The organism is Enterobacter sp. 4974935 (assembly GCF_058661735.1).
Window position 1 is genome coordinate 440,439 of the sequence record NZ_JBZWGT010000003.1, and the last position, 25,229, is coordinate 465,667.

Annotated in this window: 25 protein-coding genes, 1 tRNA gene and 1 riboswitch; of the genes, 9 read left to right on the plus strand and 17 right to left on the minus strand. The window is 57.7% G+C overall.

Annotation, left to right across the window (positions count from 1 at the left end; all coding sequences use genetic code 11):
• The first annotated feature begins 36 nt into the window (after positions 1-36).
• Entirely contained in the window at positions 37-291 is a 255-nt protein-coding gene (locus AC4OVS_RS03285) for a hypothetical protein (RefSeq protein WP_022649451.1), read from the plus strand.
• Positions 292-483: 192 nt separating this feature from the next.
• On the opposite strand, the gene AC4OVS_RS03290 is transcribed toward AC4OVS_RS03285, so the two are convergent.
• Positions 484-559, minus strand: a tRNA-Ile gene (locus AC4OVS_RS03290).
• Positions 560-683: 124 nt separating this feature from the next.
• On the opposite strand from AC4OVS_RS03290, the gene mug reads away from it, so the two are divergent.
• Positions 684-1,190, plus strand: coding sequence for a G/U mismatch-specific DNA glycosylase (gene mug / locus AC4OVS_RS03295; protein ID WP_023298636.1), 507 nt, complete (start codon positions 684-686; stop codon positions 1,188-1,190).
• 102 nt (positions 1,191-1,292) lie between these two features.
• Here mug and rpoD read toward each other — a convergent pair whose 3' ends face one another.
• The 3 genes from rpoD to rpsU all read right to left on the minus strand — a co-directional run bounded on the left by rpoD (position 1,293) and on the right by rpsU (position 5,367).
• Positions 1,293-3,137 carry an RNA polymerase sigma factor RpoD gene (gene rpoD, locus AC4OVS_RS03300; protein ID WP_006812010.1) on the minus strand — a complete coding sequence of 615 codons (1,845 nt, stop codon included), beginning with the start codon at positions 3,135-3,137 and terminating at the stop codon, positions 1,293-1,295.
• Positions 3,138-3,290: 153 nt separating this feature from the next.
• Entirely contained in the window at positions 3,291-5,036 is a 1,746-nt protein-coding gene (gene dnaG / locus AC4OVS_RS03305; RefSeq protein ID WP_003862574.1) for a DNA primase, read from the minus strand.
• A gap of 115 nt (positions 5,037-5,151) precedes the next feature.
• Positions 5,152-5,367 carry a 30S ribosomal protein S21 gene (rpsU, locus tag AC4OVS_RS03310; RefSeq protein WP_001144069.1) on the minus strand — a complete coding sequence of 72 codons (216 nt, stop codon included), beginning with the start codon at positions 5,365-5,367 and terminating at the stop codon, positions 5,152-5,154.
• Positions 5,368-5,603: 236 nt separating this feature from the next.
• On the opposite strand from rpsU, the gene tsaD reads away from it, so the two are divergent.
• Positions 5,604-6,617 carry a tRNA (adenosine(37)-N6)-threonylcarbamoyltransferase complex transferase subunit TsaD gene (tsaD, locus tag AC4OVS_RS03315; protein ID WP_022649449.1) on the plus strand — a complete coding sequence of 338 codons (1,014 nt, stop codon included), beginning with the start codon at positions 5,604-5,606 and terminating at the stop codon, positions 6,615-6,617.
• Positions 6,618-6,704: 87 nt separating this feature from the next.
• On the opposite strand, the gene ureG is transcribed toward tsaD, so the two are convergent.
• From ureG to plsY, 10 genes are all read right to left on the minus strand, one after another.
• On the minus strand, positions 6,705-7,322 hold the full coding sequence (gene ureG, locus AC4OVS_RS03320) for an urease accessory protein UreG (RefSeq protein ID WP_023298635.1): 618 nt from the start codon (positions 7,320-7,322) through the stop codon (positions 6,705-6,707).
• A gap of 9 nt (positions 7,323-7,331) precedes the next feature.
• Entirely contained in the window at positions 7,332-8,006 is a 675-nt protein-coding gene (locus AC4OVS_RS03325) for an urease accessory protein UreF (RefSeq protein ID WP_449506382.1), read from the minus strand.
• Positions 8,006-8,545 (minus strand): HupE/UreJ family protein, encoded by a 540-nt coding sequence (locus AC4OVS_RS03330; protein ID WP_193131720.1) that lies wholly within the window; start codon positions 8,543-8,545, stop codon positions 8,006-8,008. Before AC4OVS_RS03330 ends, AC4OVS_RS03325 begins: the two co-directional genes overlap by 1 nt.
• Before the next feature lie 9 nt (positions 8,546-8,554).
• Complete coding sequence (ureE, locus tag AC4OVS_RS03335; RefSeq protein WP_038416753.1) at positions 8,555-9,019, minus strand: urease accessory protein UreE; 465 nt, start codon at positions 9,017-9,019, stop codon at positions 8,555-8,557.
• A 9-nt stretch (positions 9,020-9,028) separates the two neighbouring features.
• Positions 9,029-10,732: an urease subunit alpha gene (gene ureC, locus AC4OVS_RS03340; protein ID WP_023306978.1), complete on the minus strand. Its 1,704-nt coding sequence runs from the start codon at positions 10,730-10,732 to the stop codon at positions 9,029-9,031.
• Positions 10,725-11,039, minus strand: a complete 315-nt coding sequence (locus tag AC4OVS_RS03345) for an urease subunit beta (protein WP_022649443.1) — start codon at positions 11,037-11,039, stop codon at positions 10,725-10,727. Before AC4OVS_RS03345 ends, ureC begins: the two co-directional genes overlap by 8 nt.
• Before the next feature lie 10 nt (positions 11,040-11,049).
• Positions 11,050-11,352, minus strand: coding sequence for an urease subunit gamma (locus tag AC4OVS_RS03350; RefSeq protein WP_003862556.1), 303 nt, complete (start codon positions 11,350-11,352; stop codon positions 11,050-11,052).
• Between the two features lie 10 nt (positions 11,353-11,362).
• Positions 11,363-12,190 carry an urease accessory protein UreD gene (locus AC4OVS_RS03355; RefSeq protein ID WP_491922176.1) on the minus strand — a complete coding sequence of 276 codons (828 nt, stop codon included), beginning with the start codon at positions 12,188-12,190 and terminating at the stop codon, positions 11,363-11,365.
• 155 nt (positions 12,191-12,345) lie between these two features.
• Entirely contained in the window at positions 12,346-13,812 is a 1,467-nt protein-coding gene (locus tag AC4OVS_RS03360; protein WP_491922177.1) for an MFS transporter, read from the minus strand.
• Between the two features lie 91 nt (positions 13,813-13,903).
• A complete protein-coding gene (plsY, locus tag AC4OVS_RS03365) occupies positions 13,904-14,518 on the minus strand; it encodes a glycerol-3-phosphate 1-O-acyltransferase PlsY (protein ID WP_491922178.1) in 615 nt (204 codons plus the stop codon).
• A 107-nt stretch (positions 14,519-14,625) separates the two neighbouring features.
• Between plsY and folB the strand changes: the two genes are divergently transcribed.
• Together folB and bacA are read left to right on the plus strand one after the other, a co-directional pair.
• A complete protein-coding gene (gene folB, locus AC4OVS_RS03370) occupies positions 14,626-14,994 on the plus strand; it encodes a bifunctional dihydroneopterin aldolase/7,8-dihydroneopterin epimerase (protein ID WP_015571902.1) in 369 nt (122 codons plus the stop codon).
• 106 nt (positions 14,995-15,100) lie between these two features.
• Positions 15,101-15,922, plus strand: coding sequence for an undecaprenyl-diphosphate phosphatase (gene bacA / locus AC4OVS_RS03375; RefSeq protein ID WP_003862545.1), 822 nt, complete (start codon positions 15,101-15,103; stop codon positions 15,920-15,922).
• Between the two features lie 13 nt (positions 15,923-15,935).
• On the opposite strand, the gene AC4OVS_RS03380 is transcribed toward bacA, so the two are convergent.
• Together AC4OVS_RS03380 and AC4OVS_RS03385 are read right to left on the minus strand one after the other, a co-directional pair.
• A complete protein-coding gene (locus AC4OVS_RS03380) occupies positions 15,936-17,177 on the minus strand; it encodes a multifunctional CCA addition/repair protein (protein ID WP_023298627.1) in 1,242 nt (413 codons plus the stop codon).
• A 60-nt stretch (positions 17,178-17,237) separates the two neighbouring features.
• Positions 17,238-17,858: a TIGR04211 family SH3 domain-containing protein gene (locus AC4OVS_RS03385; RefSeq protein ID WP_001303390.1), complete on the minus strand. Its 621-nt coding sequence runs from the start codon at positions 17,856-17,858 to the stop codon at positions 17,238-17,240.
• A gap of 237 nt (positions 17,859-18,095) precedes the next feature.
• Between AC4OVS_RS03385 and AC4OVS_RS03390 the strand changes: the two genes are divergently transcribed.
• The 3 genes from AC4OVS_RS03390 to hldE are packed head-to-tail and all read left to right on the plus strand — an operon-like array spanning position 18,096 to position 23,745.
• Complete coding sequence (locus AC4OVS_RS03390; RefSeq protein ID WP_045622945.1) at positions 18,096-19,397, plus strand: CYTH domain-containing protein; 1,302 nt, start codon at positions 18,096-18,098, stop codon at positions 19,395-19,397.
• Between the two features lie 21 nt (positions 19,398-19,418).
• Positions 19,419-22,274 (plus strand): bifunctional [glutamate--ammonia ligase]-adenylyl-L-tyrosine phosphorylase/[glutamate--ammonia-ligase] adenylyltransferase, encoded by a 2,856-nt coding sequence (gene glnE / locus AC4OVS_RS03395; RefSeq protein ID WP_154051798.1) that lies wholly within the window; start codon positions 19,419-19,421, stop codon positions 22,272-22,274.
• Between the two features lie 40 nt (positions 22,275-22,314).
• Complete coding sequence (gene hldE, locus AC4OVS_RS03400; protein ID WP_165715838.1) at positions 22,315-23,745, plus strand: bifunctional D-glycero-beta-D-manno-heptose-7-phosphate kinase/D-glycero-beta-D-manno-heptose 1-phosphate adenylyltransferase HldE; 1,431 nt, start codon at positions 22,315-22,317, stop codon at positions 23,743-23,745.
• A 114-nt stretch (positions 23,746-23,859) separates the two neighbouring features.
• On the opposite strand, the gene ubiK is transcribed toward hldE, so the two are convergent.
• A complete protein-coding gene (gene ubiK / locus AC4OVS_RS03405; RefSeq protein WP_000566823.1) occupies positions 23,860-24,156 on the minus strand; it encodes a ubiquinone biosynthesis accessory factor UbiK in 297 nt (98 codons plus the stop codon).
• Positions 24,157-24,276: 120 nt separating this feature from the next.
• Positions 24,277-24,427, plus strand: a riboswitch (FMN riboswitch).
• Between the two features lie 105 nt (positions 24,428-24,532).
• On the opposite strand from ubiK, the gene ribB reads away from it, so the two are divergent.
• Positions 24,533-25,186 carry a 3,4-dihydroxy-2-butanone-4-phosphate synthase gene (gene ribB, locus AC4OVS_RS03410; protein WP_003862538.1) on the plus strand — a complete coding sequence of 218 codons (654 nt, stop codon included), beginning with the start codon at positions 24,533-24,535 and terminating at the stop codon, positions 25,184-25,186.
• Positions 25,187-25,229: the final 43 nt, after the last annotated feature.

The following is a 25,229-nucleotide window of genomic DNA, read 5'->3' on the forward strand; positions in this document are numbered from 1 at the left end:
AATTGATCATCATTGTCATAGGGGGCAAGGAAGAAAATGAAAAAAAGCGGTAGAGTGGCAATTTATGTTCTAGTGGTGATTATTTTCTTTCTAACTATTCCAGAGATCGTCGTTCGTGTACTCACTCCGGAGCAGTTTGCTCGATTGGGTGATTTTACAAGCTTTGGTGGCTTGTTTAGTCATATCCTTTCTTTATTGATTTTCCTTGGCTTAGCTTCAATTCTGCTGGGCATACTCGCCATTTTTGTAACGAAAAAAATTTACCGCCATGTCACTCGATACAAAAGCTAATCTTCAAAACTGATCCACAAGGCGGCAGGTGAGGGGGGAGTTAAGTGTGTTCTGATCTGCGTCATACAATTGGGGTCTGGATCGAGATCGGGTTCAGTTAAGATGCCATGTAACGATAATGGAACACTGTCAGTTACATAGAAAAAGCCACTCGTTAGAGTGGCTTAATTATATGATTCTAAAGCTAAAATTTGGTGGCCCCTGCTGGACTTGAACCAGCGACCAAGCGATTATGAGTCGCCTGCTCTAACCACTGAGCTAAGGGGCCGTGGCGGTGAATTATAAAGTAACTCCCCTCATCAATCCAGCCATTCACACCTGCCTGCTGTTTTTATAAACAACGCATAATCAATCCTTTATACTTATCTTAAGATGCATAGACAGGAGTAGAGATGATCAATGATATTCTGGCCCCTGGCCTGCGGGTGGTGTTCTGCGGAATCAACCCGGGCAAGTCCTCGGCGCACACCGGTTTTCACTTTGCTCATCCGGGAAATCGCTTCTGGAAGGTGATCCACCAGGCCGGTTTTACCGACAAACAGCTTAAGCCGGAAGAAGAGCAGCAGCTGCTGGATACGCGCTGTGGCATCACCATGCTGGTCGAGCGTCCAACGGTGCAGGCGAGCGAAGTAAATCTGCATGAGCTGCGTACTGGCGGGCGGGAACTGGTGAAGAAGATTGAAGACTACCAGCCCGCGGCGCTGGCGATCCTCGGCAAGCAGGCCTACGAGCAGGCGTTCAGCCAGCGCGGTGCGAAGTGGGGTAAGCAGAACATTACCATTGGCGTAACGCAGGTGTGGGTGTTGCCGAATCCGAGCGGGCTGAACAGGGCGACGCTGGACAAGCTGGTGGAGGCGTATCGGGAACTTGATGAGGCGCTGGTGGTGAGGGGGCTTTAGCTCCTCTGCGGCCTGATGCCCTCACCCTGGTCCTCTCCTACAGGAAGAGGGAATAAACAAAAAAAAAGCTCCCGATTGGGAGCTTTTTCATTTCAGGACCGATTAATCGTCCAGGAAGCTACGCAGCACTTCAGAGCGGCTCGGATGGCGCAGCTTACGCAGCGCCTTCGCTTCGATCTGACGGATACGTTCGCGGGTCACGTCAAACTGTTTACCCACTTCTTCCAGCGTGTGGTCGGTGTTCATATCGATACCGAAACGCATACGCAGCACTTTCGCTTCACGGGCGGTCAGGCCAGCCAGCACGTCGTGCGTAGCGGCACGCAGGCTCTCGGTGGTGGCAGAGTCCAGCGGCAGCTCGAGGGTAGTATCCTCGATGAAATCACCCAGATGCGAATCTTCATCATCACCAATTGGTGTTTCCATGGAGATTGGCTCTTTAGCGATTTTCAGCACTTTACGGATCTTGTCTTCCGGCATCAGCATGCGTTCAGCCAGCTCTTCCGGCGTCGGCTCGCGACCCATCTCCTGCAACATCTGGCGAGAAATACGGTTGAGCTTGTTGATGGTCTCAATCATATGCACCGGAATACGGATGGTGCGCGCCTGGTCTGCGATAGAGCGGGTGATCGCCTGACGGATCCACCAGGTAGCATAGGTGGAGAACTTGTAACCACGACGGTATTCAAACTTATCTACCGCTTTCATCAGACCGATGTTGCCTTCCTGAATCAGATCCAGGAACTGCAGGCCACGGTTGGTGTATTTCTTGGCGATAGAGATAACCAGACGTAAGTTCGCTTCAACCATCTCTTTCTTAGCACGGCGGGCTTTCGCTTCACCGATAGACATACGACGGTTGATGTCTTTCACCTGCTCGATGGTCAGGCCGGTCTCTTCTTCAATCTGATGCAGCTTTTGCAGGCCGCGCTGTACGTCTTCTTTCACGTCGTGCAGCTTTTCAGACCACGGCTTGTTCATCGCGATAGCGGCGTTGAACCAGGTTTCGCTGGTTTCATTGCCGGTGAAGAGGGTGATGAAATTCTTCTTCGGCATTTTGCACTGTTCAACACACAGCTTCATGATGATACGTTCCTGGGTACGTACGCGATCCATCATCACGCGCATGCTGTTCACCAGGTAGTCGAACTGTTTTGGCACCAGGCGGAACTGTTTGAACACTTCCGACAGCTTCAGGATCTCTTCCTGAGCGGCAGCATGGCTGCGGCCTTTCGCTTTGATGGTGTCACGCGTCACTTCGTACTGAGTACGCAGCTCGGCAAACTTCTCGCGCGCCAGTTCAGGGTCGATGCTGTTGTCGTCGTCGCTGCTGTCGTCGTCTTCTTCTTCATCTTCGTCTTCGTCGTCATCCATCTCTTCCTGAGACAGCTCAGAACCGACGTGAGTGGCGGTTGGCGCCATATCTTCTTCAGCGTTCGGGTCGACAAAGCCAGTGATCAGATCGGACAGACGCGCTTCTTCCGCTTCAACGCGATCGTACTGCTCCAGCAGATAGGTAATCGCTTCCGGGTATTCGGCAACAGAGCACTGAACCTGGTTGATCCCGTCTTCGATGCGTTTTGCGATGTCAATTTCGCCTTCGCGGGTCAACAGTTCAACGGTACCCATTTCACGCATGTACATGCGGACCGGGTCAGTGGTACGCCCGATTTCAGATTCCACGCTGGACAGTACCTGTGCAGCAGCTTCTTCCGCATCTTCGTCAGTGTTGTTGGAGGTTTCAGCCAGCAACAGATCATCGGCATCCGGTGCTTCTTCCATCACCTGAATGCCCATGTCATTGATCATTTGGATGATATCTTCGATCTGATCTGAATCGACGATATCTTCCGGCAGATGGTCATTGACCTCGGCATAGGTCAGATAGCCTTGCTCCTTACCGCGTTGGACAAGAAGTTTCAGCTGTGACTGCGGGTTTTGCTCCATAAGACGGTATCCACACTTAATTCGTTTGATTGGTGTCGGCGATAGGGCTGCCAACCTTTAAAGCGAGGGCGTACTTATATTTTTGCCGCTGCCTCTCAGTGCGGCTGCCGGGGGCTTCCCGATCGATATTCGGCACTTAAGCCGTTAAATTTTTTATTTCTTCGCCAGTTCCTGGTTAATCATCCAGAGCTCCCGGCGTTCTTCGCTGCTTAAGCCATGGGTGCGCTCGCGAGCTATCAACTCTTCCTGGCGCAACTCAAGCATCGAATCAAACATATGGTTGAGTGAGTCGGTGAACGTTTTTTCTGCGATATCCTTATCTGCTATATCGTCCCACATCGACAGTTTTTCAAGGGTAGCGGCCTCTTTTGTGCCGCGATAATGCTCTAAAAGTTGTCCGGTGGTCAGACCTGGCTGCGACAAACAAGTGTTGACCAATTCTGAAAATAAGCCAAGTCCGGGCAATTTTTCGTGGTTCAAACCCGCCAGTGACGGCACTTGCGGAGCAAGTTCGGGGTTTTGCACCAGCAACCCTATCAGTATACGCATGGTTGTGCGTTTTAGCTGAGGCGCGGGGCGTACCGTGCCGTTTTCAGCCTGTTTAGGCATTAAACGTTCAAGCTGGCTGTCATCCAGAATGCCGAGCTTGTTGCCTAACTCCTGACGCAGATAGATGCGCAGCGTTTCGCCGGGCACCTGGCTGATTAACGGCAACGCCAGCGTGCTGAGCTGCGCGCGCCCGTCAGGGGTACTCAAATCCACCTGCGGCATCAGGCTGTTAAACAGAAACGTGGAGAGCGGCTGAGCCTGCTCCATCCGCGCTTCAAATGCCGCTTTGCCCTCTTTACGCACCAGCGTATCCGGGTCTTCACCGTCGGGCAGGAACATAAAGCGTAGCTGACGCCCGTCGGTCATATACGGCAACGCGGTTTCCAGCGCTCGCCAGGCGGCGTCGCGTCCTGCGCGGTCACCGTCGTAACAGCAAATCACGTTGTTGGTGACGCGGAACAGCAACTGGATATGGTCCGCCGTGGTGGACGTTCCCAGCGACGCAACGGCATAGTTAATGTCGTACTGCGCCAGCGCAACAACATCCATATAGCCTTCGACGACCAGAAGACGCGGAGGTTCCGCATTATCCTGCTGTGCCTCATAAAGACCGTAAAGCTGGCGGCCCTTATGGAAAATATCGGTTTCCGGGGAGTTAAGGTATTTCGGCAGGGCATCACCCAGCACGCGACCACCAAAACCTATCACCCGGCCACGCTTGTCGCGGATCGGGAACATCACCCGTTCACGGAAGCGGTCGTAGCTTCGTCCCTGGTCGTTGGTGACCAGCATGCCTGCGTCGATGAGGGATTTACGATCTTCGCTATTGCCGCCAAAACGCTTTAACACGTTGTCCCAGCCGGGCGGGGCGTAACCAATAGCGAAACGCGCAATCACATCGTCGCTCAGTCCGCGCTTGTTCAGATACTGACGCGCAGGCTCAGCCGCAGAGTGCTTAAGAGACTGTTGGTAAAACGAATTCAGGCCATCCATCAACTGATATAGCGTTTGCCGCTGATGGCGCTCGATCTGACTTGGCCCACTGCCTGCTTCATACGGCACTTCAAGGTTATGCATCGCCGCCAGCTCTTCGACGGTTTCAACGAACTCGAGCTTATCGTAGTTCATCAAAAAATCGACGGCATTACCGTGTGCGCCACAGCCGAAGCAATGGTAGAACTGCTTTTCACCGTTTACGGTGAAAGAGGGGGTTTTTTCGTTATGGAACGGACAGCACGCATGGTAGTTCTTGCCCTGCTTTTTTAGCTTCACCCGCGCGTCGATGAGATCGACGATGTCGGTTCTGGCAAGCAGGTCATTGATGAAAACGCGTGGGATTCTTCCGGCCATATGCCCCAAAAATTTAAGCGACTTATAAACGAAAACAAGCCGCGCATTCCTTCCGGAAGCACGGCCTTACGACTACAACTCTGTCTGTCAATTGAGGGCTGTGGCCCTCAACAGATTAGTACAGACGAGTACGGCGTGCGTTTTCGCGAGCCAGTTTCTTCGCGTGACGTTTCACAGCGGAAGCTTTAGCGCGCTTACGTTCGGTCGTTGGTTTTTCATAAAACTCACGACGACGAACTTCAGCCAGAACACCTGCTTTCTCGCATGAACGTTTGAAGCGACGCAGTGCTACGTCGAACGGCTCGTTTTCACGTACTTTAATTACCGGCATGTAACTCTCACCTTTAATAAATTCGGTTTGCCGCTGGCATCAACGCCAGCTTATTTCAAAATGGTGCGGAATTTTACTGCAAATGCTGCTGCTTTGTAAAGCACCGATGCGATTTTGAAAGGGACTTTTATAAGGGGGAAGAGTATACACGAGGCTTCTTCCTGGGGCGAACAAAGTTTTACATCAACCCGCCCAGGCTCTACACTGCGCGGTATTGAAACGAGGTAAAACAAGTCATGCGTGTACTGGGTATTGAAACATCCTGCGATGAAACCGGCATCGCGATTTACGACGACGAAAAAGGGCTTCTGGCCAACCAACTGTATAGTCAGGTGAAATTGCACGCTGACTACGGCGGCGTCGTGCCTGAACTGGCCTCTCGTGACCACGTGCGTAAAACGGTTCCCCTGATTCAGGCGGCACTGAAAGAGGCCGGGTTAAGTGCAAAAGATATTGATGCCGTGGCCTATACTGCAGGACCGGGCCTGGTTGGCGCGCTGCTGGTCGGCGCAACGGTAGGGCGTTCGCTGGCCTTCGCGTGGGACGTTCCGGCCATTCCGGTTCACCATATGGAAGGACATCTTCTGGCTCCGATGCTGGAAGCCAATCCGCCAGCGTTCCCGTTTGTGGCGCTGCTGGTCTCCGGCGGTCATACGCAGCTGATTAGCGTAACGGGCATTGGCAAGTATGAACTGCTGGGCGAATCGATCGACGACGCGGCCGGTGAAGCCTTCGACAAAACCGCCAAGTTGCTGGGCCTGGATTATCCTGGCGGCCCAATGCTGTCGAAAATGGCCGCGCAGGGAACGGAAGGGCGCTTTGTCTTCCCGCGTCCGATGACCGATCGTCCGGGGCTGGATTTTAGTTTCTCCGGTCTGAAAACCTTCGCGGCGAACACCATTCGCAATAACGACGACAGCGAGCAGACGCGTGCCGACATCGCCCGCGCGTTCGAAGATGCGGTGGTGGATACGCTGATGATCAAGTGCAAGCGTGCGCTGGATCAGACGGGCTTTAAGCGCCTGGTGATGGCCGGTGGCGTGAGCGCCAACCGTACGCTGCGCGCGAAGCTTGCCGAAATGATGCAAAAGCGTCGTGGGGAAGTGTTCTACGCGCGTCCGGAATTTTGTACCGATAACGGGGCGATGATCGCCTACGCCGGGATGGTGCGCCTGAACGCTGGCGCCACGGCTGACCTGAGCGTGTCCGTGCGTCCGCGCTGGCCGCTGGCGGAGCTGCCTGAGGCGTAAGTCTTTTGCCCGGTGGCGCTGCGCTTACCGGGTCTGCAAAAATCGTAGGCCGGGTCAGGCGAAGCCGCCACCCGGCAATAAACCGCACTACATCCGCAGCATCCCTTTCTCTTCCAGAAACGCAATAATCGTCGCCAGCCCGTCACCCGCCTTCAGGTTGGTAAAGGTCCACGGACGCTCGCCGCGCATGCGATTAGTGTCGCGCTCCATTACCTCCAGCGACGCCCCCACGTACGGCGCGAGGTCGGTTTTATTGATCACCAGAAAATCGGATTTGGTGATCCCCGGCCCGCCCTTGCGCGGGATTTTTTCCCCTTCGGCCACGTCGATCACGTAGATGGTGAGGTCCGCCAGCTCCGGGCTGAAGGTCGCGCTCAGGTTATCCCCGCCGCTTTCGACGAAGATCAGATCCAGATTGCCGAACTTCTCGCTCAAGGCTTCCACCGCCGCCAGGTTCATTGAGGCATCTTCGCGGATGGCGGTGTGCGGACAGCCGCCCGTTTCCACCCCTACGATGCGCTCTGGCTCAAGCGCACCCGCCTCGGTCAGGATGCGCTGATCCTCTTTGGTGTAGATATCGTTAGTCACCACCGCAAGATGATAGGTGTCGCGCATCGCCTTGCAGAGCGCTTCCAGCAGGGCGGTTTTGCCCGACCCTACCGGGCCGCCCACGCCAACGCGCAGGGGATGTTTGTAATCAGCCATATTGACTCCTCAGGAACGGAATAGTCGTGAATATTGGGTTTCGTGGCGTGCGGAGGCGATGGCGGACAGCGGCGTAGCTGCCCCCAGCGCGTCGTCGCCACGTAAAAATGCCTGTTCAAACCCGGCGGCAAAATGGTCGCTCAGGTCGATAATCAGCTGTTGTGCGGCCTGCTGCCCAAACGGCACCAGCTTGACGCCCGCCATCACCGCGCTCTCAATCCAGCTGTAGCCGAGGCTCAGCGCCAGCTCGCGCGCGCTAATGCCCCAGCGCACGCCGAGCCACGCCATACCGCCGAGCTGGCTCTGCATCAACAGCGGCAGCCATTCTGGCGGGCAGGCGGGTTCCCAGCTTTTAACCAGGCGCGTAAAGGCTGCGCCGCGGTTGCGTTCTTCCTCGCGCAGTTCGCGCGTTTCCCGACAGGCGAGGAGGTATGCCGTCCAGCGTTTTGCTGCCGCGACGTCCTGCTGCTCGCAGGCACAGTACAGGCGGATAAACAGCGGCAGGTCGACGCAGAAAAAGCTCTGCTCCATCTGCTGGATCTGCCAGCGCCTGAAGGCCTCAGCGTCCGTGATCCACCCGGCCTCGACAGCCCACTCCAGCCCCTGTGACCAGGTATACGATCCGACCGGCAGGCTACTGCTGGAGAGCTGCATCAGGCGCAGCCGCTGGCGGGCGTGCTCCATCAGCTCATCAGCGCCAGCAGGGCAGAGACGATCAGCCCGCCGCCGAAGGTTTTACGCAGGCCGTCGTGACGGCGCAGCAGCAGCCCTGCCGCGAAGCTGGCGCACAGCACCGTGGCACTGGCTAACATAAATCCGCTGGTAAAGAGCCAGAAGCTGTGGCCGGACATCTCCACGCCGTGCGCCCAGCCGTGGAACATCGCCAGGGCTGGCACTGCCAGCAGCAGGCGATTTTCAGTCTTAAACATCATCACGCCGCAGACCGCCAGTGAGGCGATAATCAGCATCTCCATGCCGCTAAAGCCGCCGAGCAGGCTGCCCGCAATGGCGCCAGCCAGCATCATGCCGAGCGTTGCTAACGGCAGCAGCAGCTTGCGGCCGCTCAGGGCGGACAGCACGCCAGCCCCCGTCAGCATCAGCAGGTGATCCAGCCCGGTCAGCGGATGGAGAAAACCTGCCTGAAAGCTGTCGGTCCCGTGACCGGGATGGGCAAGCGCCGGAACGGAAAAGGCCAGCAGAAACAACGGCAAATACTTACGCATGATGAGTCCTTAATGTGAATGAGCGTGGGAGTGGCCATGGCTGTGGGCATCGCTGGTGTAAGCGCCCGCTTCCGGTTCAAAGGGCAGGCTGGCGAAGGTCACCTCCAGCCCGAACTGACGTAGCATGTCGTCGAGAACGTGATCGTGGTGGTAGCGCAGTTCGCCGGGCATGATTTGCAGCGGTACGTGGCGGTTGCCTAGGTGATAACAGGCGCGGGCGAGCAGGAAAGGGTCGGCGCAGCGCACCACGGAAACCGACTCCGGGGCGGCGATCACTTCGATCACTTCGCTGCCGTCGTCGGTAGTCAGCAGGTCGCCCCCGCGCAGCAGCAGGCCGCGCGGCAGCATTAGCCCGGCTTCGCGACCGTCGTTCAGCGCCACGCGGGCGCGGCTTTTCACCCGCACGTCAATCGGCAGCGTGACGCTGGAGGTAATCGGGTGCGCGTGGTCCAGGCGTTGGGTTAAATAAATCATCATCACTCCTCAAAACAGAAAATAGCGTTGCGCCATCGGCAAAACTTCTGCCGGTTCGCTGGTGATCAATTCGCCGTCGACGCGAACCTCATAGGTTTGCGAGTCAACGGTGATATTCGGCTGTAAATCGTTGTGGATCATGTCGGCCTTTTTCACCGTCCGGCAGCCTTTCACCACCGCAGTGGCGCTTTGCAATCCGAGCCGCTGCGGAATGCCGCTGGCATCAGCGGCCTGCGAGACAAACGTCAGCCGCGTGGCGTGGCGTGCGGCACCAAGTGCACCAAACATCGGGCGGTAATGCACCGGCTGCGGCGTGGGGATCGAGGCGTTGATGTCGCCCATCGGCGCGCAGGCGATCATCCCGCCTTTGACGATGGTGGCCGGTTTGACGCCAAAGAAAGCGGGGGACCAGACCACCAGATCCGCCAGCTTGCCCGCCTCAATAGAACCGACCTCATGGGCGATGCCGTGGGTAAGAGCCGGATTAATGGTGTATTTGGCGACATAGCGCTTCACGCGGAAGTTGTCGTTCTCGCCTGTCTCTTCCGGCAGTGCGCCGCGCTGCACCTTCATGCGGTGCGCCACCTGCCAGGTGCGGATAATCACTTCCCCCACGCGGCCCATGGCCTGTGAATCTGACGAGGTGAGCGAGAACGCGCCGATATCGTGCAGCACGTCTTCGGCGGCGATGGTTTCCCGACGAATACGGGATTCCGCAAATGCCACGTCCTCGGCGATATCCGGGTCGAGATGGTGACAGACCATCAGCATGTCCAGGTGCTCGTCGATGGTATTCACCGTGTAGGGCAGCGTCGGGTTGGTGGAGGAGGGCAAAATATTCGGGTGCGCGCAGGCGGTGATGATATCCGGCGCATGGCCGCCGCCCGCCCCTTCGGTGTGGAAGGTGTGGATGGTGCGCCCGGCGATGGCAGCCAGCGTGTCTTCGACAAAACCGGACTCGTTCAGCGTGTCGCTGTGCAGCGCCACCTGAATATCCATCTCTTCAGCGACCTCCAGCGAGCAGTTGATTGCCGCAGGCGTCGCGCCCCAGTCTTCGTGGATCTTAAGCCCGATGGCGCCAGCCGCGATCTGCTCGCGCAGCGCGTCCGGGTTTGAACCGTTCCCTTTGCCCAGCAGGCCAATATTCACCGGCAGCGTATCGGCGGCCTGCAACATGCGGGCGATATACCACGGCCCCGGCGTGCAGGTGGTGGCGTTTGTACCTGCCGCAGGGCCGGTGCCGCCGCCGATCATGGTGGTGACGCCGGAGACCAGCGCCTCTTCCGCCTGCTGCGGACAGATCCAGTGGATATGGGTGTCGATCCCGCCAGGGGTGACGATCTTCCCTTCGGCGGCGATCACTTCCGTTGCCGCGCCAATCGGGATCGTCACGCCGGGCTGAATGTCCGGGTTTCCGGCTTTGCCGACGGCGAAGATCCGCCCATCTTTTATGCCGATATCCGCTTTCACAATCCCCCAGTGATCGACAATCAGCGCGTTGGTGAGCACCAGATCCACGCAGTCGTCGGCGGTCATCTGCCCCTGTCCCATGCCGTCGCGGATCACTTTTCCGCCGCCGAATTTAACCTCTTCGCCGTAGATCGTGAGATCGTCTTCCACTTCGATCCACAGCTCGCTGTCGGCCAGCCGCACTTTATCCCCGGTAGTGGGGCCGAACATATCGGCATACGCCTGGCGTGAAATCTCAGCCATGTTTCACCTCGCCCATGACCTCGCCGCGAAAACCAAAAATGCGCTGCGCTCCCGTCACCTGCACCAGCGCCACTTCCCGCTTCTGGCCGGGCTCGAAGCGCACGGCAGTACCGGCCGGGATGTTGAGTCGGTAGCCTCGGGTGGCTTCGCGATCGAATTTCAACGCCGGGTTGACCTCGTAAAAGTGGTAATGCGAGCCGACCTGGATCGGCCTGTCGCCGTGGTTTTCCACGATCACACTTCGGGTTTCGCGCCCGACGTTGAGCGCAATGTTGCCGGACTGGATCCGGTATTCGCCTGGGATCATCACGCGCTCCTTACACGATCGGATTGTGGACGGTGACGAGCTTGGATCCGTCCGGGAAGGTGGCTTCCACCTGGATATCCGGGATCATCTCCGGCACGCCCTCCATCACCTGATCGCGCGTCAGGACGTGGCGGCCGGCTTCCATCAGCGAGGCGACGGTTTCGCCATCGCGCGCGCCTTCCATAATAAAGGCGCTGATCAGCGCGACCGATTCCGGGTAGTTGAGCTTTACCCCGCGCGCGAGGCGGCGTTCGGCAACCAGCGCGGCGGTGAACAGCAACAGCTTGTCTTTTTCTCTGGGAGTCAGTTCCATAGCGTTTCTCTTATGTCTGCCAGATACGCGGCGAACAGGCGGTTTTGGGGGTTAAAAGCGGGCGAAGCGACTGCCAGATATCGCGCATCACCCGCTGGCAAATGAGGTTGTCGTGGGAGAGAAAACGCACCGACAGCAGGTCGTCGGTGAGCGTCGCCCCGCCAAAGTTTTCCAGCGGGGCGAGCCGCTCGCGCACTGTATCAAGATGTGCTTCCCGGGCCGGGTAGAACAGCAGCGTGCCGACCCACGGATGGCCTGCGACGGGCGACAGATCGCCATCGTTAAGATGCAGTCGCTCAATCAGACGCGGCTCGCCATCCACCCACACCTCAAGGCGGCTCTCCAGCGTGCCGTGGCTGAAGGATTCGTTTATCACCGGACGGCCCAGACAGTACAGCTCCCACGCCAGCAGCGTGCTGGTGGCCTTAAGGTGGAAGACGGAACGCAGCGCGGCGTTAGCGCCGGGGAAAATTATGGTGTCCTGCGGCAGCCACTCCAGCGTGGCCTCTTCGTCGAGGTAAAATTGCTGATTCAGACAGGCCTGCGGGCCGCTGCTGCGATAGAACTTGCTGGCGCCGGGCATGGTGATGAGGGCATGGCTTTTGGCGTCGAGCCGCACGGAAATATCCAGCGTATCCCCGCCCACAATCCCGCCTGGCGGATGCAGCAGGTAAAGATGGCAGGTCTCGCCTTCAGGGTAAAACGGGCGCTGAACGGTGAGCGGCCCGGTGTGACGCGCGGAATGGAGGAGGGTTTTCTCAGGGGTATAACAAAACTGGAGGGCAAGCGTGGCCTGCCAGCCTTTGTATGAATTATCAGTGACCTGAGTTGCTAACATGGTGCTTCCACTTCCGCACTATCGGGATACGTTTCAGTATGCCCTGGCGGAAATGAAGGCTGTCATATGAGTCGCTTATGGATAAAAAACCGGCTCATGTGAGCCGGTTTCAGTAGTGTAGGCCGGGTAAGCGCAGCGACACCCGGCAAGAAAGGCTAGCGATAATCCTCTGCATCCACATCATACCCCGACGGCTCCCAGCGGATCGCCAGCAGCGATACCAGGCCGATAAACGGCGCCAGCGCAATCACCCAGAACACGGCGGTATCCAGCGATGCGACCAGTAGCGGGAACAGAAACAGTGACAGCGTTGAACTGCTGCGCATCAGCGTCTGGTTAAGCCCCACGCCCACGCCGCGCAGCGAGGTCGGGTAGCTCAAGGAGGCAAACGTCATGGTATGCGCACCCGGACCAAAACCCTGGCCAAACAGGAACAGCGCCAGCATCGCGACGGCGACCACGCCTTCCGTGGCCCCGTCAGGGCGGCCAATCAGCGCCAGACCGAGCAGCGCCACCAGCTGGCAGGCGTAACCCGCCAGTGACATTCGCCACGCGCCGAAGCGCGGAACATAGCGCACTGCCAGCAGCCCGCCGACAAACGCAAACAGCAGGTTAAGCGCCAGCGAGATCAGAATGGTGGTCAGCATCGACTGCACAAAGAAGCTGGAGATGATCACCGGCAGGCCAAAGGCTACGGCGTTATAGGCGAACGAGGAGACGACCGACAGCATCGTGGCGAGCGTGGTACGCCGCAGATAGATACCGCGGAACAGGTTCAGGTAGTTCGACCATTTTGCCTTATTGACCACCGGCGCGGGCTGGTCAAGCGCATCCTGTGGCACGTGGGCATTAATGTTGTACGACTGCCGCAGGATGGACGCCGCCTCCTTCAGATTGCCCTGATTCGCCGCCCAGACCGGGGATTCGCTCATATAGCGGCTGCGGATGGCGATAATCACCAGCGCGGGCACCGCGCCGAAGCCAAGGATCAGACGCCAGAGCCAGTCGCTGTGGCCTTCCGGCAGCACGGCGTAGAAGAAGAGCACCAGAAGATAAGAGATGCTGATGGCCGCATACCAGGTGGGGCACCACATTGCCACGCTGGAGGCTTTATTCCCCGGGCCTTTCAGCCTGGCGAACTCGCTGAGAAACGCCATCGCCACGGGAAGGTCGATCCCGACGCCAAGACCCATCACAAAGCGTGCGCCCGCCAGCACATATTCGTTCGGAGCCAGCGCACAGGCGATGGCGGCGACGACAAAGAACACCATGTCGGCCATAAAGACGCGGTAGCGCCCGATTTTATCCGTAAGATAGCCGCCAAGCAGCGCCCCGACAATGGCACCAAAGGTAATGGCTGAAGCCACCATGCCGGTACCAGCGGGCGTCAGGTTAAATTCGCGGGTGATGTCTTTGATGCCGAATGCCAGCGCGCCGAGATCGTAGGCATCGAGAAAAATTCCCCCGAGCGCGATACCGACCACGATGCGGGCATTGGCCCGGCCCTGAGAGCCGTCATTAACGAGACGTGAAACGTCCGATGCGCTGCGTACCCACTTGATGTCGCCATCCGGGGTGTTTCCTGCCGTTGGGAGGGGAGTTGTGTCTGTGATTTCTGCCATTTTCTTTTATGTGGTTGTGTTGTGTACCTAACAGTTACCACAGGCAGAAGGGGACAAAAATCACATTTGGTTATAAGGCATAACGAACGGTTTACTGAGAGTCTTTCTTTTTACGCTTGAGCTTCGTCCAGATCTTGGTTTCCTGGCGACGCCACAGGCGCTGAATGTTGTCATGATGACGCAGCAGGATCAGGCACGAGAGCATCGATACCGGGAAGGTAAACTGCGGTTTAAACCACCAGACATAGAACGGGGCGATCAGCGCGCTGACGATGGCGCCCAGCGATGAATAGCCGCTCAGCAGGATGGTCAGCAGCCAGGTGCCCGCCATCACGCCAGTGAGATCCCAGCCGATCGGCGCAATCGCGCCAAACGCGGTTGCAACGCCTTTACCGCCTTTAAAACCAAAGAAAACGGGCCAGATATGGCCGACGCAGGCGGCGATAGCAATCAGCCCCAGCCAGAAGGGTGTGACGCCCAGCGCATACGCACCCCAGACGGGGAGCATTCCTTTCAGAACATCAAAAATCAAAACCGCTACGGCTGCTCCCTTGCCGCCAATTCGTAGTACATTGGTCGCCCCCGGATTCCCGGAACCACTTTCACGCGGGTCAGGCAACCCGGCGATGCGGCAGACCAGAATGGCGCTGGAGATTGAGCCGCAAAGGTAGGCGAGGATAATCATTCCAGGCGCGATTGCACTCATAACGCTGTTCCGTTTTGAAAATGTATCTGTATTCTCAGCATCTGTGGATAATACGCATAATTCGCCGGAAGTGGTATCCGGTTTAGCCAAAAAGCAGGCAGGTCGTGATGGATATTGTATTTATAGAGCAACTTTCGGTAATCACCACAATTGGTGTTTACGACTGGGAACAGACCATCGAGCAGAAACTGGTGTTCGATATCGAAATGGGCTGGGATAACCGCAAGTCAGCAAAAAGCGATGATGTGAATGACTGTCTGAGCTACGCCGACATCAGTGAAACGGTCATCGCCCATGTGGAAGGGCAACGATTTGCGCTGGTGGAACGCGTGGCGGAAGAGGTAGCGGACCTGCTACTGAGCAAATTTAACTCCCCGTGGGTGCGCATCAAACTAAGCAAGCCGGGCGCGGTGGCGCGCGCCGCCAATGTGGGCGTGATTATCGAGCGTGGCACAAATCTGAAAGGAAAGATTTAACGTCATAATTGCTAAACCATTTTAGGTTATATCGGTCTTAAAGCTGTATCTTTCACGGTTGTCCGCGTGGGACACCGTTTTTTTATATCTTTTTAGGGGTTTATAGATGAGCGATATGCACTCGCTGCTGGTGGCGGCAATTCTGGGTGTGGTCGAAGGATTGACGGAGTTTTTGCCGGTGTCCAGTACGGGCCATATGATTATCGTTGGCCATCTCCTGGGCTTTGAAGGCGATACCGCAAAGACGTTTGAGGTGGTGATTCAGCTGGGCTCTATTCTGGCGGTGGTCGTCATGTTCTGGCGTCGTCTGTTTGGTCTGATCGGCATCCACTTCGGGCGTTTACCGCAGCGTGAAGGAGAGGGCAAGGGGCGCCTGACGCTGATTCATATTCTGCTGGGGATGATCCCGGCGGTGGTGCTGGGGCTGGTGTTCCACGACACCATAAAATCGCTTTTCAACCCGATTAACGTGATGTACGCGCTGGTTGTCGGCGGCTTCCTGCTGATTGCCGCCGAAGTGCTGAAGCCAAAAACCCCGCGTGCAGAAGGTCTGGACGATATGACGTATCGCCAGGCGTTTATGATTGGCTGCTTCCAGTGTCTGGCGCTGTGGCCGGGCTTCTCCCGTTCAGGGGCAACCATTTCCGGCGGGATGCTGATGGGCGTGAGCCGTTACGCGGCGTCTGAGTTCTCGTTCCTGCTGGCGGTACCAATGATGATGGGCGCCACCGCACTGGATCTCTACAAAAGCATCGGCTTCCTGACCGTAGGCGACATTCCGATGTTCGCCGTGGGCTTTATCACCGCCTTTATCGTGGCGCTGATTGCCATCAAAACCTTCCTGCAACTGATTAAGCGTATCTCGTTTATTCCGTTCGCGATCTACCGCTTTATCGTCGCGGCTGCCGTGTACGTGGTCTTCTTCTGATGACCGACCGCCCTCAGTCTTTCGGCTGAGGGCAACGTTTTTCCTTCCACGCCGCAACCGCATCAATCCGCCGTTTCGTCAGCTCTTCGCGGATCTCCGGGCCTTTAAACCCTGCCTCCACCACCTCTTTCGTTGGCACCGCTTTTGCGATTTCCCACGCCTCGCGCAGCAAACGACCCTGCGGATAATCGGACGCTTCAAACCCGGTACGGCCGCGCACGTCCGCTTCGCTGGTCAGCGCAATTTGCTCCACGCGCTGCGGCTTGCGCCAGGCGTCGATGTTATCGAACAGCCTGACGATGGTGGCGGGTTTCAGGATCGGAAAGGTGTGGATCAGGTCGTGGAACTCGGCGACCAGTTTTGCCAGATCGCGAATGTCATTCGGCACGCGCAGGCGCTGGCAAAGCCCTTCAACCAGCTTTACGCCAGCCGGACCGTGCCCGTGGTGGCGTGGCCACAACTCCTTTGGCGTTAACCCCTTGCCGAGGTCATGGCAGAGGGTGGAAAAGCGCACGTCCACTTCAGGGCTGAGCATGGCGGCCATGCTCAGGGTCATCAGGGTGTGAATGCCGGTATCAATTTCCGGGTGCCATTTCGCCGGGGCGGGCACGCCAAACAGCGCGTCTATTTCCGGGAACAGCACTTTCAGCGCCCCGCAGTCGCGCAGAACCTGGAAAAAGACCTGTGGGTTGCGGGTGGTCAGGGCGTTTTCGGTCTCTTTCCAGACGCGTTCTGGCGTCAGGTGTTCCAGCTCGCCCGCGTCGGTCATGGCCGTCATCAGCGCCATCGTCTCGTCGGCGATACGGAAGCTCAGATGGGCATAACGGGCGGCAAAACGCGCCACGCGCAGTACGCGAAGCGGATCTTCAGAAAAGGCGGGGGAAATATGGCGTAAAAGACGATCTCGCAGATCGTTCTGGCCGCCGTAGGCGTCGATGATATGTCCGTTTTCGTCCTGCGCCAGGGCGTTAATGGTGAGATCGCGGCGCAGTAAGTCCTGCTCCAGCGTGACATCCGGCGCGGCATAGCAGGTGAAGCCGGTATAACCGGAACCCGATTTCCGTTCGGTACGCGCCAGGGCGTACTCTTCGCGGCTTTTCGGATGGAGGAACACAGGAAAATCGCGGCCTACCTGCTGGTAGCCCGCGTCAATCATCGCTTCGGGCGTGGCACCGACCACGACCCAATCTTTATCTTTGACCGGCAGACCTAATAACGCATCACGTACCGCACCACCGACCAGATAACTCTTCACGCCAACACTCCCGTTTTCTCTTTTCGCAAGATGATACGTAAGTGTGGCAGAGAAGACGAGTTAGTTCATCCAGCGGTCTTTACGTTTACGGCTTGGGATAAGGTGAGGAAGCACCAGACCCAGCACCAGACCGACGCCCAGTACGCCGCCGCCATACATAAACCACTGCATGATGATGGTGCGTTGTTTGTCATCCAGCTGTAGATTAGCGGCGTTTACTTTCTTCTGTGCGACGATCAGCTCATTTTTCAGCTTCTGATTTTCGTCTTTCAGACCGGCGATCACGCTGTCGCTTTGCGCCACTTTCTGCTGCATCTCTGCGGTGCGCTGGTTCCAGGTACCGTCAATGTTGTTCAGCTTATCGGTCAGGGTTTTCACCTGATTTTCCAGATCCGGCACGCGGGTGCGCAGGCTTGGCACTGTGCTTAGCTCTTTCAGCGGGATCCATGAGGTGCGGCCAGAGCTGTCACGAACCTGACCGTAATTGGTGTCTGCGTTAGTTTGCAGCAGAGTCACTTCCTCGCCGGCATTTACCGTACCCACGAGGCGATAATTGTCTCCAGGGCCGCTGCGTACCCAGGTATTCAGTTCATCAGAAACGTAACGTTTCTCTTCAGCGTGGACCGCGGTTGCGGCGCTAAAAGCAAGTAAAGTAAGTCCAATCAGGCGTAATTTAAGCATATCAGTCGTTATTTTCATAAAAAGTGGAACGATAGTAGTGGTATCAGTGTCGCTACGCAAAGGATTCATCATCAATCGGAATCATCTGTGTCATGATTTCCACCGCTTTAAACTTTTACGCCCGTCAAATTGCTCATTGCGTGGCAATTTGGCGCAAAATACTATGTACTGACAAACAAATGGCGAGGAAGTTCGCCTTCATCGACGCGTCTGTGACGCACGCAAAAGTACAAGGCTATGGCACAAGAGATCGAATTAAAGTTTATCGTCGAAAAAGACAGCGCTGACGCGCTCCGCCAGCATCTGAACACGCTGTCCGGCGAGCACCATGAACCCGTACAGCTGCTCAACATCTATTACGAAACGCCGGACAACTGGCTGCGCAACCACGATATGGGCCTGCGCATCCGTGGTGCGAACGGGCGCTACGAGATGACGATGAAAATCGCCGGTCGCGTGGTGGGCGGTTTGCACCAGCGTCCGGAATACAATATCGACATCAGTAAGCCAGAACTTGAGCTGGATCGTTTTCCGGCGGAAGTGTGGCCGGAAGGGACGCTGCCCGCAACGCTGTCGGCAGAGGCGCAACCGCTTTTCAGCACCGATTTCTGGCGCGAGAAATGGCTGGTGACGGAAGGCAAGAGCCGCATTGAGATTGCGTTTGATCGAGGTGAAATTAAGGCTGGTGAAGAGCAGGAGCCGATCTGCGAATTGGAACTCGAACTGCTGGAAGGTGAGGCGAGCGACGTGCTGAAGCTGGCGCACAAGCTGGTGAACCAGCCTGGCCTGCGTCAGGGCAGCCTGAGTAAAGCGGCACGCGGCTATCACCTGGCCGCCGGGAATGCGCCGCGCGTGCTGCGAGAAACCCCGATTCTGCGCGTTGTGCCGAAAGCCTCCGTTGAGCAGGGCATGGAAGCGGCGCTGGAGCTGGCGCTCTCTCAGTGGCAGTACCACGAGGAGCTGTGGGCGCGTAACGTGAAAAATGCCAAAAAACAGGTGCTCGCTGCTATGGGGCTGGTGCGTCACACCCTGGCACTGTTCGGCGGTATTGTACCGCGTAAAGCCAGTGCTCACTTACGTGATCTGCTCACTCAAACCGAAACGCTGATGCTTTCTGACGTGTCGGCACAAACGGCGATCTACAGCCCGCAAAACGCCAGCGCGAAACTGGCGTTGACCGAATTTCTGGTGACGCGCGGCTGGCGCATTTTCCTCGATGCGAAAGGGCAGACTAAAATCGCGGAAAACTTCAAACGTTTTGCGGATATCCACCTCTCCCGTCACGCGGCCGAGCTGCGAACCACCTTCGCGCATCCGCTGGGCGATCAGTATGGCGATCAGCTTCCCCGCCTGGCGCGTAACATCGACAGCATGTTGCTGCTGTCAGGTGCGTATGAGGGCGTGAAGGCGCAGGCCTGGCTGGAGAACTGGCAGGGGCTTAAGCATGCCATCGAGACCCGTCAGCAGATTGAGATCGAGCATTTCCGCAACGAGGCCATTTCGCAGGATCCGTACTGGCTGCACAGCGGAAAACGTTAATTCTGGCAAGGAACCCCTGATATGCCGCTTTCTTCGCAGTTACAGCAGCACTGGCAGACCGTTTGTGAACGCCTGCCTGAGTCGTTACCCGCGTCGTCGTTAAGCGAGCAGGCGAAAAGCGTGCTCACGTTCAGTGATTTTGTGCAGGAGAGCGTCAGCGCTAACCCGGACTGGCTGGCAGCGCTGGAAAGCGCGCCGCCGCAGGCTGACGAGTGGCGGCATTATGCTGGCTGGCTGCAAACCGCGCTGGCAGAGGTGGCAGATGAACCCACGCTGATGCGCGTTCTGCGTCAGTTCCGCCGCCGGGTGATGGTACGCATTGCCTGGGCGCAGGCGCTGGAGCTGGTGAGTGAAGAGAGCACCTTGCAGCAGTTGAGCGAGCTGGCGCAGACGCTGATCGTCGCCGCGCGGGATTGGCTCTACGCCGCCTGCTGTAAAGAGTGGGGCACGCCGTGCAGCGAAGACGGGGTTCCGCAACCGCTGTTGATACTGGGGATGGGCAAGCTGGGCGGCTGCGAGCTCAATTTTTCCTCAGACATCGATCTGATTTTTGCCTGGCCGGAAAACGGCTCCACGCGCGGCGGTCGTCGCGAGCTGGACAACGCCCAGTTCTTTACCCGCCTCGGCCAGCGGCTGATTAAGGCGCTGGATCAGCCCACCCAGGATGGTTTTGTCTACCGCGTGGACATGCGTCTGCGTCCGTTTGGCGACAGCGGGCCACTGGTGCTGAGCTTTGCCGCGCTGGAAGATTATTACCAGGAGCAGGGGCGCGACTGGGAGCGTTACGCGATGGTCAAAGCGCGGATCATGGGCGACAGCGACGATGCCTACGCCAACGAGCTGCGCGCCATGCTGCGCCCGTTCGTGTTCCGCCGCTACATCGACTTTAGCGTGATCCAGTCCCTGCGAAATATGAAAGGGATGATTGCCCGCGAGGTGCGTCGCCGTGGCCTGAAGGACAACATCAAGCTCGGCGCGGGCGGTATTCGTGAGATCGAATTTATCGTCCAGGTCTTCCAGCTGATACGCGGCGGGCGCGAACCTTCTCTGCAATCCCGCTCGCTGCTGCCAACGCTCAGCGCTATCGATCAGCTGCATCTGCTGCCGGAAGGCGACGCGCAAACGCTGCGTGACGCTTATCTCTTCCTGCGTCGTCTGGAAAATTTGCTGCAAAGTATCAACGACGAACAAACCCAGACGTTACCGGGCGATGAGCTGAACCGGGCGCGTCTGGCCTGGGGGATGCGGGTGGATGACTGGGCAGCGCTGACGGAACGGCTGGAAGCGCATATGGCGGGCGTGCGCCGCATCTTTAACGATCTGATCGGCGACGACGAAAGTGAATCGCAGGACGATGCGCTCTCCGAGCACTGGCGCGAACTGTGGCAGGACGCGCTTCAGGAAGATGACACCACGCCGGTGCTGGCGCACTTAAGCGACGATGCCCGCCATCGCGTGGTGGCGTTGATTGCTGATTTCCGTCTCGAACTGAACAAACGCGCCATTGGCCCGCGCGGTCGTCAGGTGCTGGATCAACTGATGCCGCATCTGCTAAGCGATGTCTGCTCCCGCGAGGATGCGCCGGTGCCGCTGTCGCGCATGATGCCGCTCCTGAGCGGGATCGTCACGCGTACCACCTACCTTGAACTGTTAAGTGAGTTTCCCGGCGCGCTGAAGCATCTGATTTCCCTTTGCGCCGCCTCCCCGATGGTGGCGAACAAGCTGGCGCGTTATCCGCTGCTGCTCGACGAACTGCTCGACCCGAATACGCTCTATCAGCCGACGGCGACGGATGCTTACCGCGACGAGCTGCGTCAGTATTTGCTGCGCGTGCCGGAAGAGGACGAAGAGCAACAGCTTGAGGCGCTGCGTCAGTTTAAGCAGGCACAGATGTTGCGCGTGGCGGCGGCAGATATCGCCGGTACTCTGCCGGTAATGAAAGTGAGCGATCACTTAACCTGGCTGGCGGAAGCGATCATCGACGCGGTGGTCCACCAGGCGTGGGTGCAGATGGTGGCCCGCTACGGGCAGCCGAAGCACCTTGCTGACCGTGAAGGCCGCGGTTTTGCGGTGGTGGGGTACGGCAAGCTGGGCGGCTGGGAGCTGGGCTACAGCTCCGATCTGGATCTGATTTTCCTGCACGACTGTCCGGTTGACGTGATGACCGACGGCGAGCGCGAAATCGACGGGCGGCAGTTCTACCTGCGCCTGGCCCAGCGCATCATGCACCTGTTCAGCACTCGCACCTCATCCGGCATTCTGTATGAAGTGGATGCGCGTCTGCGCCCGTCCGGCGCGGCAGGCATGCTGGTTACCTCCACGGAGGCTTTTGCCGACTATCAGAAGAACGAAGCCTGGACGTGGGAGCATCAGGCGCTGGTGCGCGCCCGCGTGGTGTACGGCGATCCGCAGCTCAAAACGCAGTTCGATGCGATCCGCAAGGCGGTCATGACGACCCCGCGCGAAGGCTGTACGCTGCAAACCGAAGTGCGGGAAATGCGTGAGAAAATGCGCGCGCACCTTGGCAACAAACATCGCGATCGCTTTGATATCAAAGCTGATGAGGGCGGGATTACCGATATTGAGTTTATCACTCAGTATCTGGTGCTGTTGCACGCGCACGATAAGCCGAAGCTGACCCGCTGGTCGGATAACGTGCGCATACTGGAACTGCTGGCGCAGAACGACATTATGGATGAGCAGGAGGCGCAGGCATTAACCCGCGCCTACACCACGCTGCGTGACGAGCTGCACCATCTGGCCTTACAGGAACAGCCGGGCCATGTGGCGCTGGACGGTTTCACCGATGAACGCGCGCAGGTGACCGCAAGCTGGCAGAAGTGGCTGGTGGAACCGTGCGTAACAAAACAAGTGTGATATTATCGCGCGCAAATTGTGAATCTTTCTGGAGTCAGGAATGAAAGTAACACTGCCAGAGTTTGAACGTGCTGGAGTTATGGTTGTCGGGGATGTGATGCTGGATCGCTACTGGTATGGGCCGACCAGCCGTATCTCTCCGGAAGCGCCGGTGCCGGTAGTTAAGGTCGACACCATTGAAGAACGTCCAGGCGGCGCGGCAAACGTGGCGATGAACATAGCCTCGCTGGGCGCGCATTCGCGTCTGGTGGGCCTGACCGGCATTGACGATGCGGCGCGTGCGCTGAGCCAGTCGCTGGCGGACGTGAACGTGAAGTGCGACTTCGTTTCTGTTCCGACCCACCCAACCATCACCAAGCTGCGCGTGCTGTCGCGTAACCAGCAGCTGATCCGCCTCGACTTTGAAGAAGGGTTCGAAGGCGTTGATCCTGAGCCGCTGCATGAGCGCATTAGCCAGGCGCTGGGCAATATCGGCGCGCTGGTGCTGTCTGATTATGCCAAAGGCGCGCTGGCGAGCGTACAGACCATGATCCAGCTGGCGCGCAAAGCCAGCGTTCCGGTGCTGATCGACCCGAAAGGCACCGATTTCGAGCGCTATCGCGGCGCAACCCTGCTGACGCCCAACCTCTCTGAGTTCGAAGCGGTGGCGGGCAAGTGCAAAACTGAAGAAGAGCTGGTTGAGCGCGGCATGAAAATCATCGCTGATTTCGAGCTGTCTGCGCTGCTGGTGACCCGTTCCGAACAGGGCATGACGCTGCTGCAACCGGGCAAGGCGCCGCTGCATATGCCAACCCAGGCGCAGGAAGTGTACGACGTGACCGGTGCCGGTGATACGGTGATCGGCGTGCTGGCGGCGACGCTGGCGGCGGGTAACACTCTGGAAGAAGCGTGCTACTTCGCGAACGCCGCGGCGGGCGTGGTCGTCGGTAAACTCGGAACCTCCACCGTTTCGCCAATCGAGCTGGAAAATGCGGTGCGTGGGCGTGCGGATACCGGCTTTGGCGTCATGACCGAACACGAGCTGAAAGTGGCCGTTGCCGCCGCGCGCAAACGCGGTGAAAAAGTGGTGATGACGAACGGCGTGTTCGACATCCTGCATGCGGGTCATGTCTCGTATCTGGCGAATGCGCGCAAGCTGGGCGACCGCCTGATTGTGGCGGTCAACAGCGATGCCTCAACCAAACGTCTGAAGGGTGAAACGCGTCCGGTGAACCCGCTGGAGCAGCGCATGATAGTGCTCGGCGCGCTGGAAGCGGTGGACTGGGTGGTCTCATTTGAAGAAGACACCCCGCAGCGCCTGATTGCCGGAATTCTGCCTGACCTGCTGGTGAAGGGCGGTGATTACAAACCAGAGCAAATCGCAGGTAGCGAAGAGGTCTGGGCGAATGGCGGTGAAGTGATGGTGCTCAACTTTGAGGACGGGTGTTCAACCACCAACATCATTAAGAAGATCCAGAAAGACAGTCAGTAAAAAACGGGCCAGTTGGCCCGTTTTTTTATGTCGGGTGGCGGCTGCGCCTTACCCGACCTACGCGTTCATGTAGGCCCGGTAAGGCGTAGCCGCCACCGGGCACAACAGGCCGCACTATGCCTGGTCATCCACCGGTGGAATAGCTGGCGCTGGCTTCACCTCTTCCGGCGCATTGCGGCTCTCCAGCTCGCTCAGACGCTGTTCCAGCAGCGCCAGCTTCTCGCGGGTGCGCAGCAGCACCTGCGTCTGCACGTCAAACTCTTCGCGGCTGACTAAATCAAGGCGAACCAACTGTGCCTGCAACGTCTGGCGAATTTTCTTCTCAACGTCATCACCAAACTCACGAATACCTTTCGGCATGGACTCATGAACCTGACGCGCGATCTGCTCAATTTTCTTTGGGTCAATCATTGTCGTTTCCCTTGATGAAAAGGTGTTAGTGCCTATTGTAGCGCGTCATGCCGCGGGTTAAACAAAATTGTTTGAAGCTTATGCATTGCCCAGGGTAATCAATAGCGTTATAGTTATCTCGCTTATTCTCAGGGCGGGGCGAAATTCCCCACCGGCGGTAAATCAGCTTAACGCTGAAAGCCCGCGAGCGCTTTGGGTGAATTCTCAAAGGTCAGCAGATCCGGTGTAATTCCGGGGCCGACGGTTAGAGTCCGGATGGGAGAGAGTAACGATCCAGTCGGGCAAGGCCCGCTCACGTTATTTTTTTGCCGCTTGTACGGCGCTCCTAAGACTGCCCTGATTCTGGTAACCATAAAGTTAATGAGGTTTTTTTACCATGAATCAGACGCTACTTTCCTCTTTTGGCACTTCAACTCAACGTGTTGAACATGCACTGGATGCACTGCGCGAAGGCCGCGGTGTGATGGTGCTTGACGATGAAAACCGTGAAAACGAAGGCGACATGATTTTTGCCGCCGAGAACATGACCGTTGAGCAGATGGCGCTGACCATCCGTCACGGTAGCGGCATCGTATGCCTGTGCATCACCGAAGACCGTCGCCAGCAGCTTGATCTGCCGATGATGGTTGAAAACAACACCAGCGCCTTTGGTACCGGCTTCACCGTGACCATTGAAGCGGCACATGGCGTCACCACCGGGGTGTCGGCGGCTGACCGCCTGACTACCGTGCGTGCAGCGATTGCTGATGGTGCAAAACCCTCCGATCTGCACCGCCCTGGTCATGTCTTCCCGCTGCGCGCGCAGCCGGGCGGCGTGCTGACCCGTGGTGGTCATACCGAAGCGACCATCGATCTGGTGACGCTGGCTGGCTTCAAACCCGCAGGCGTGCTGTGCGAACTGACCAACGATGATGGCACCATGGCGCGCGCGCCGGAGTGCATCACCTTTGCGCGTCTGCACAATATGCCAGTGGTGACGATTGAAGATCTGGTTGAATACCGCCGGGCGCATGAGCGTAAAGCCAGCTGAACATGCTGATGTGAAAAAGCCGGGGAAACCCGGCTTTTTTGTT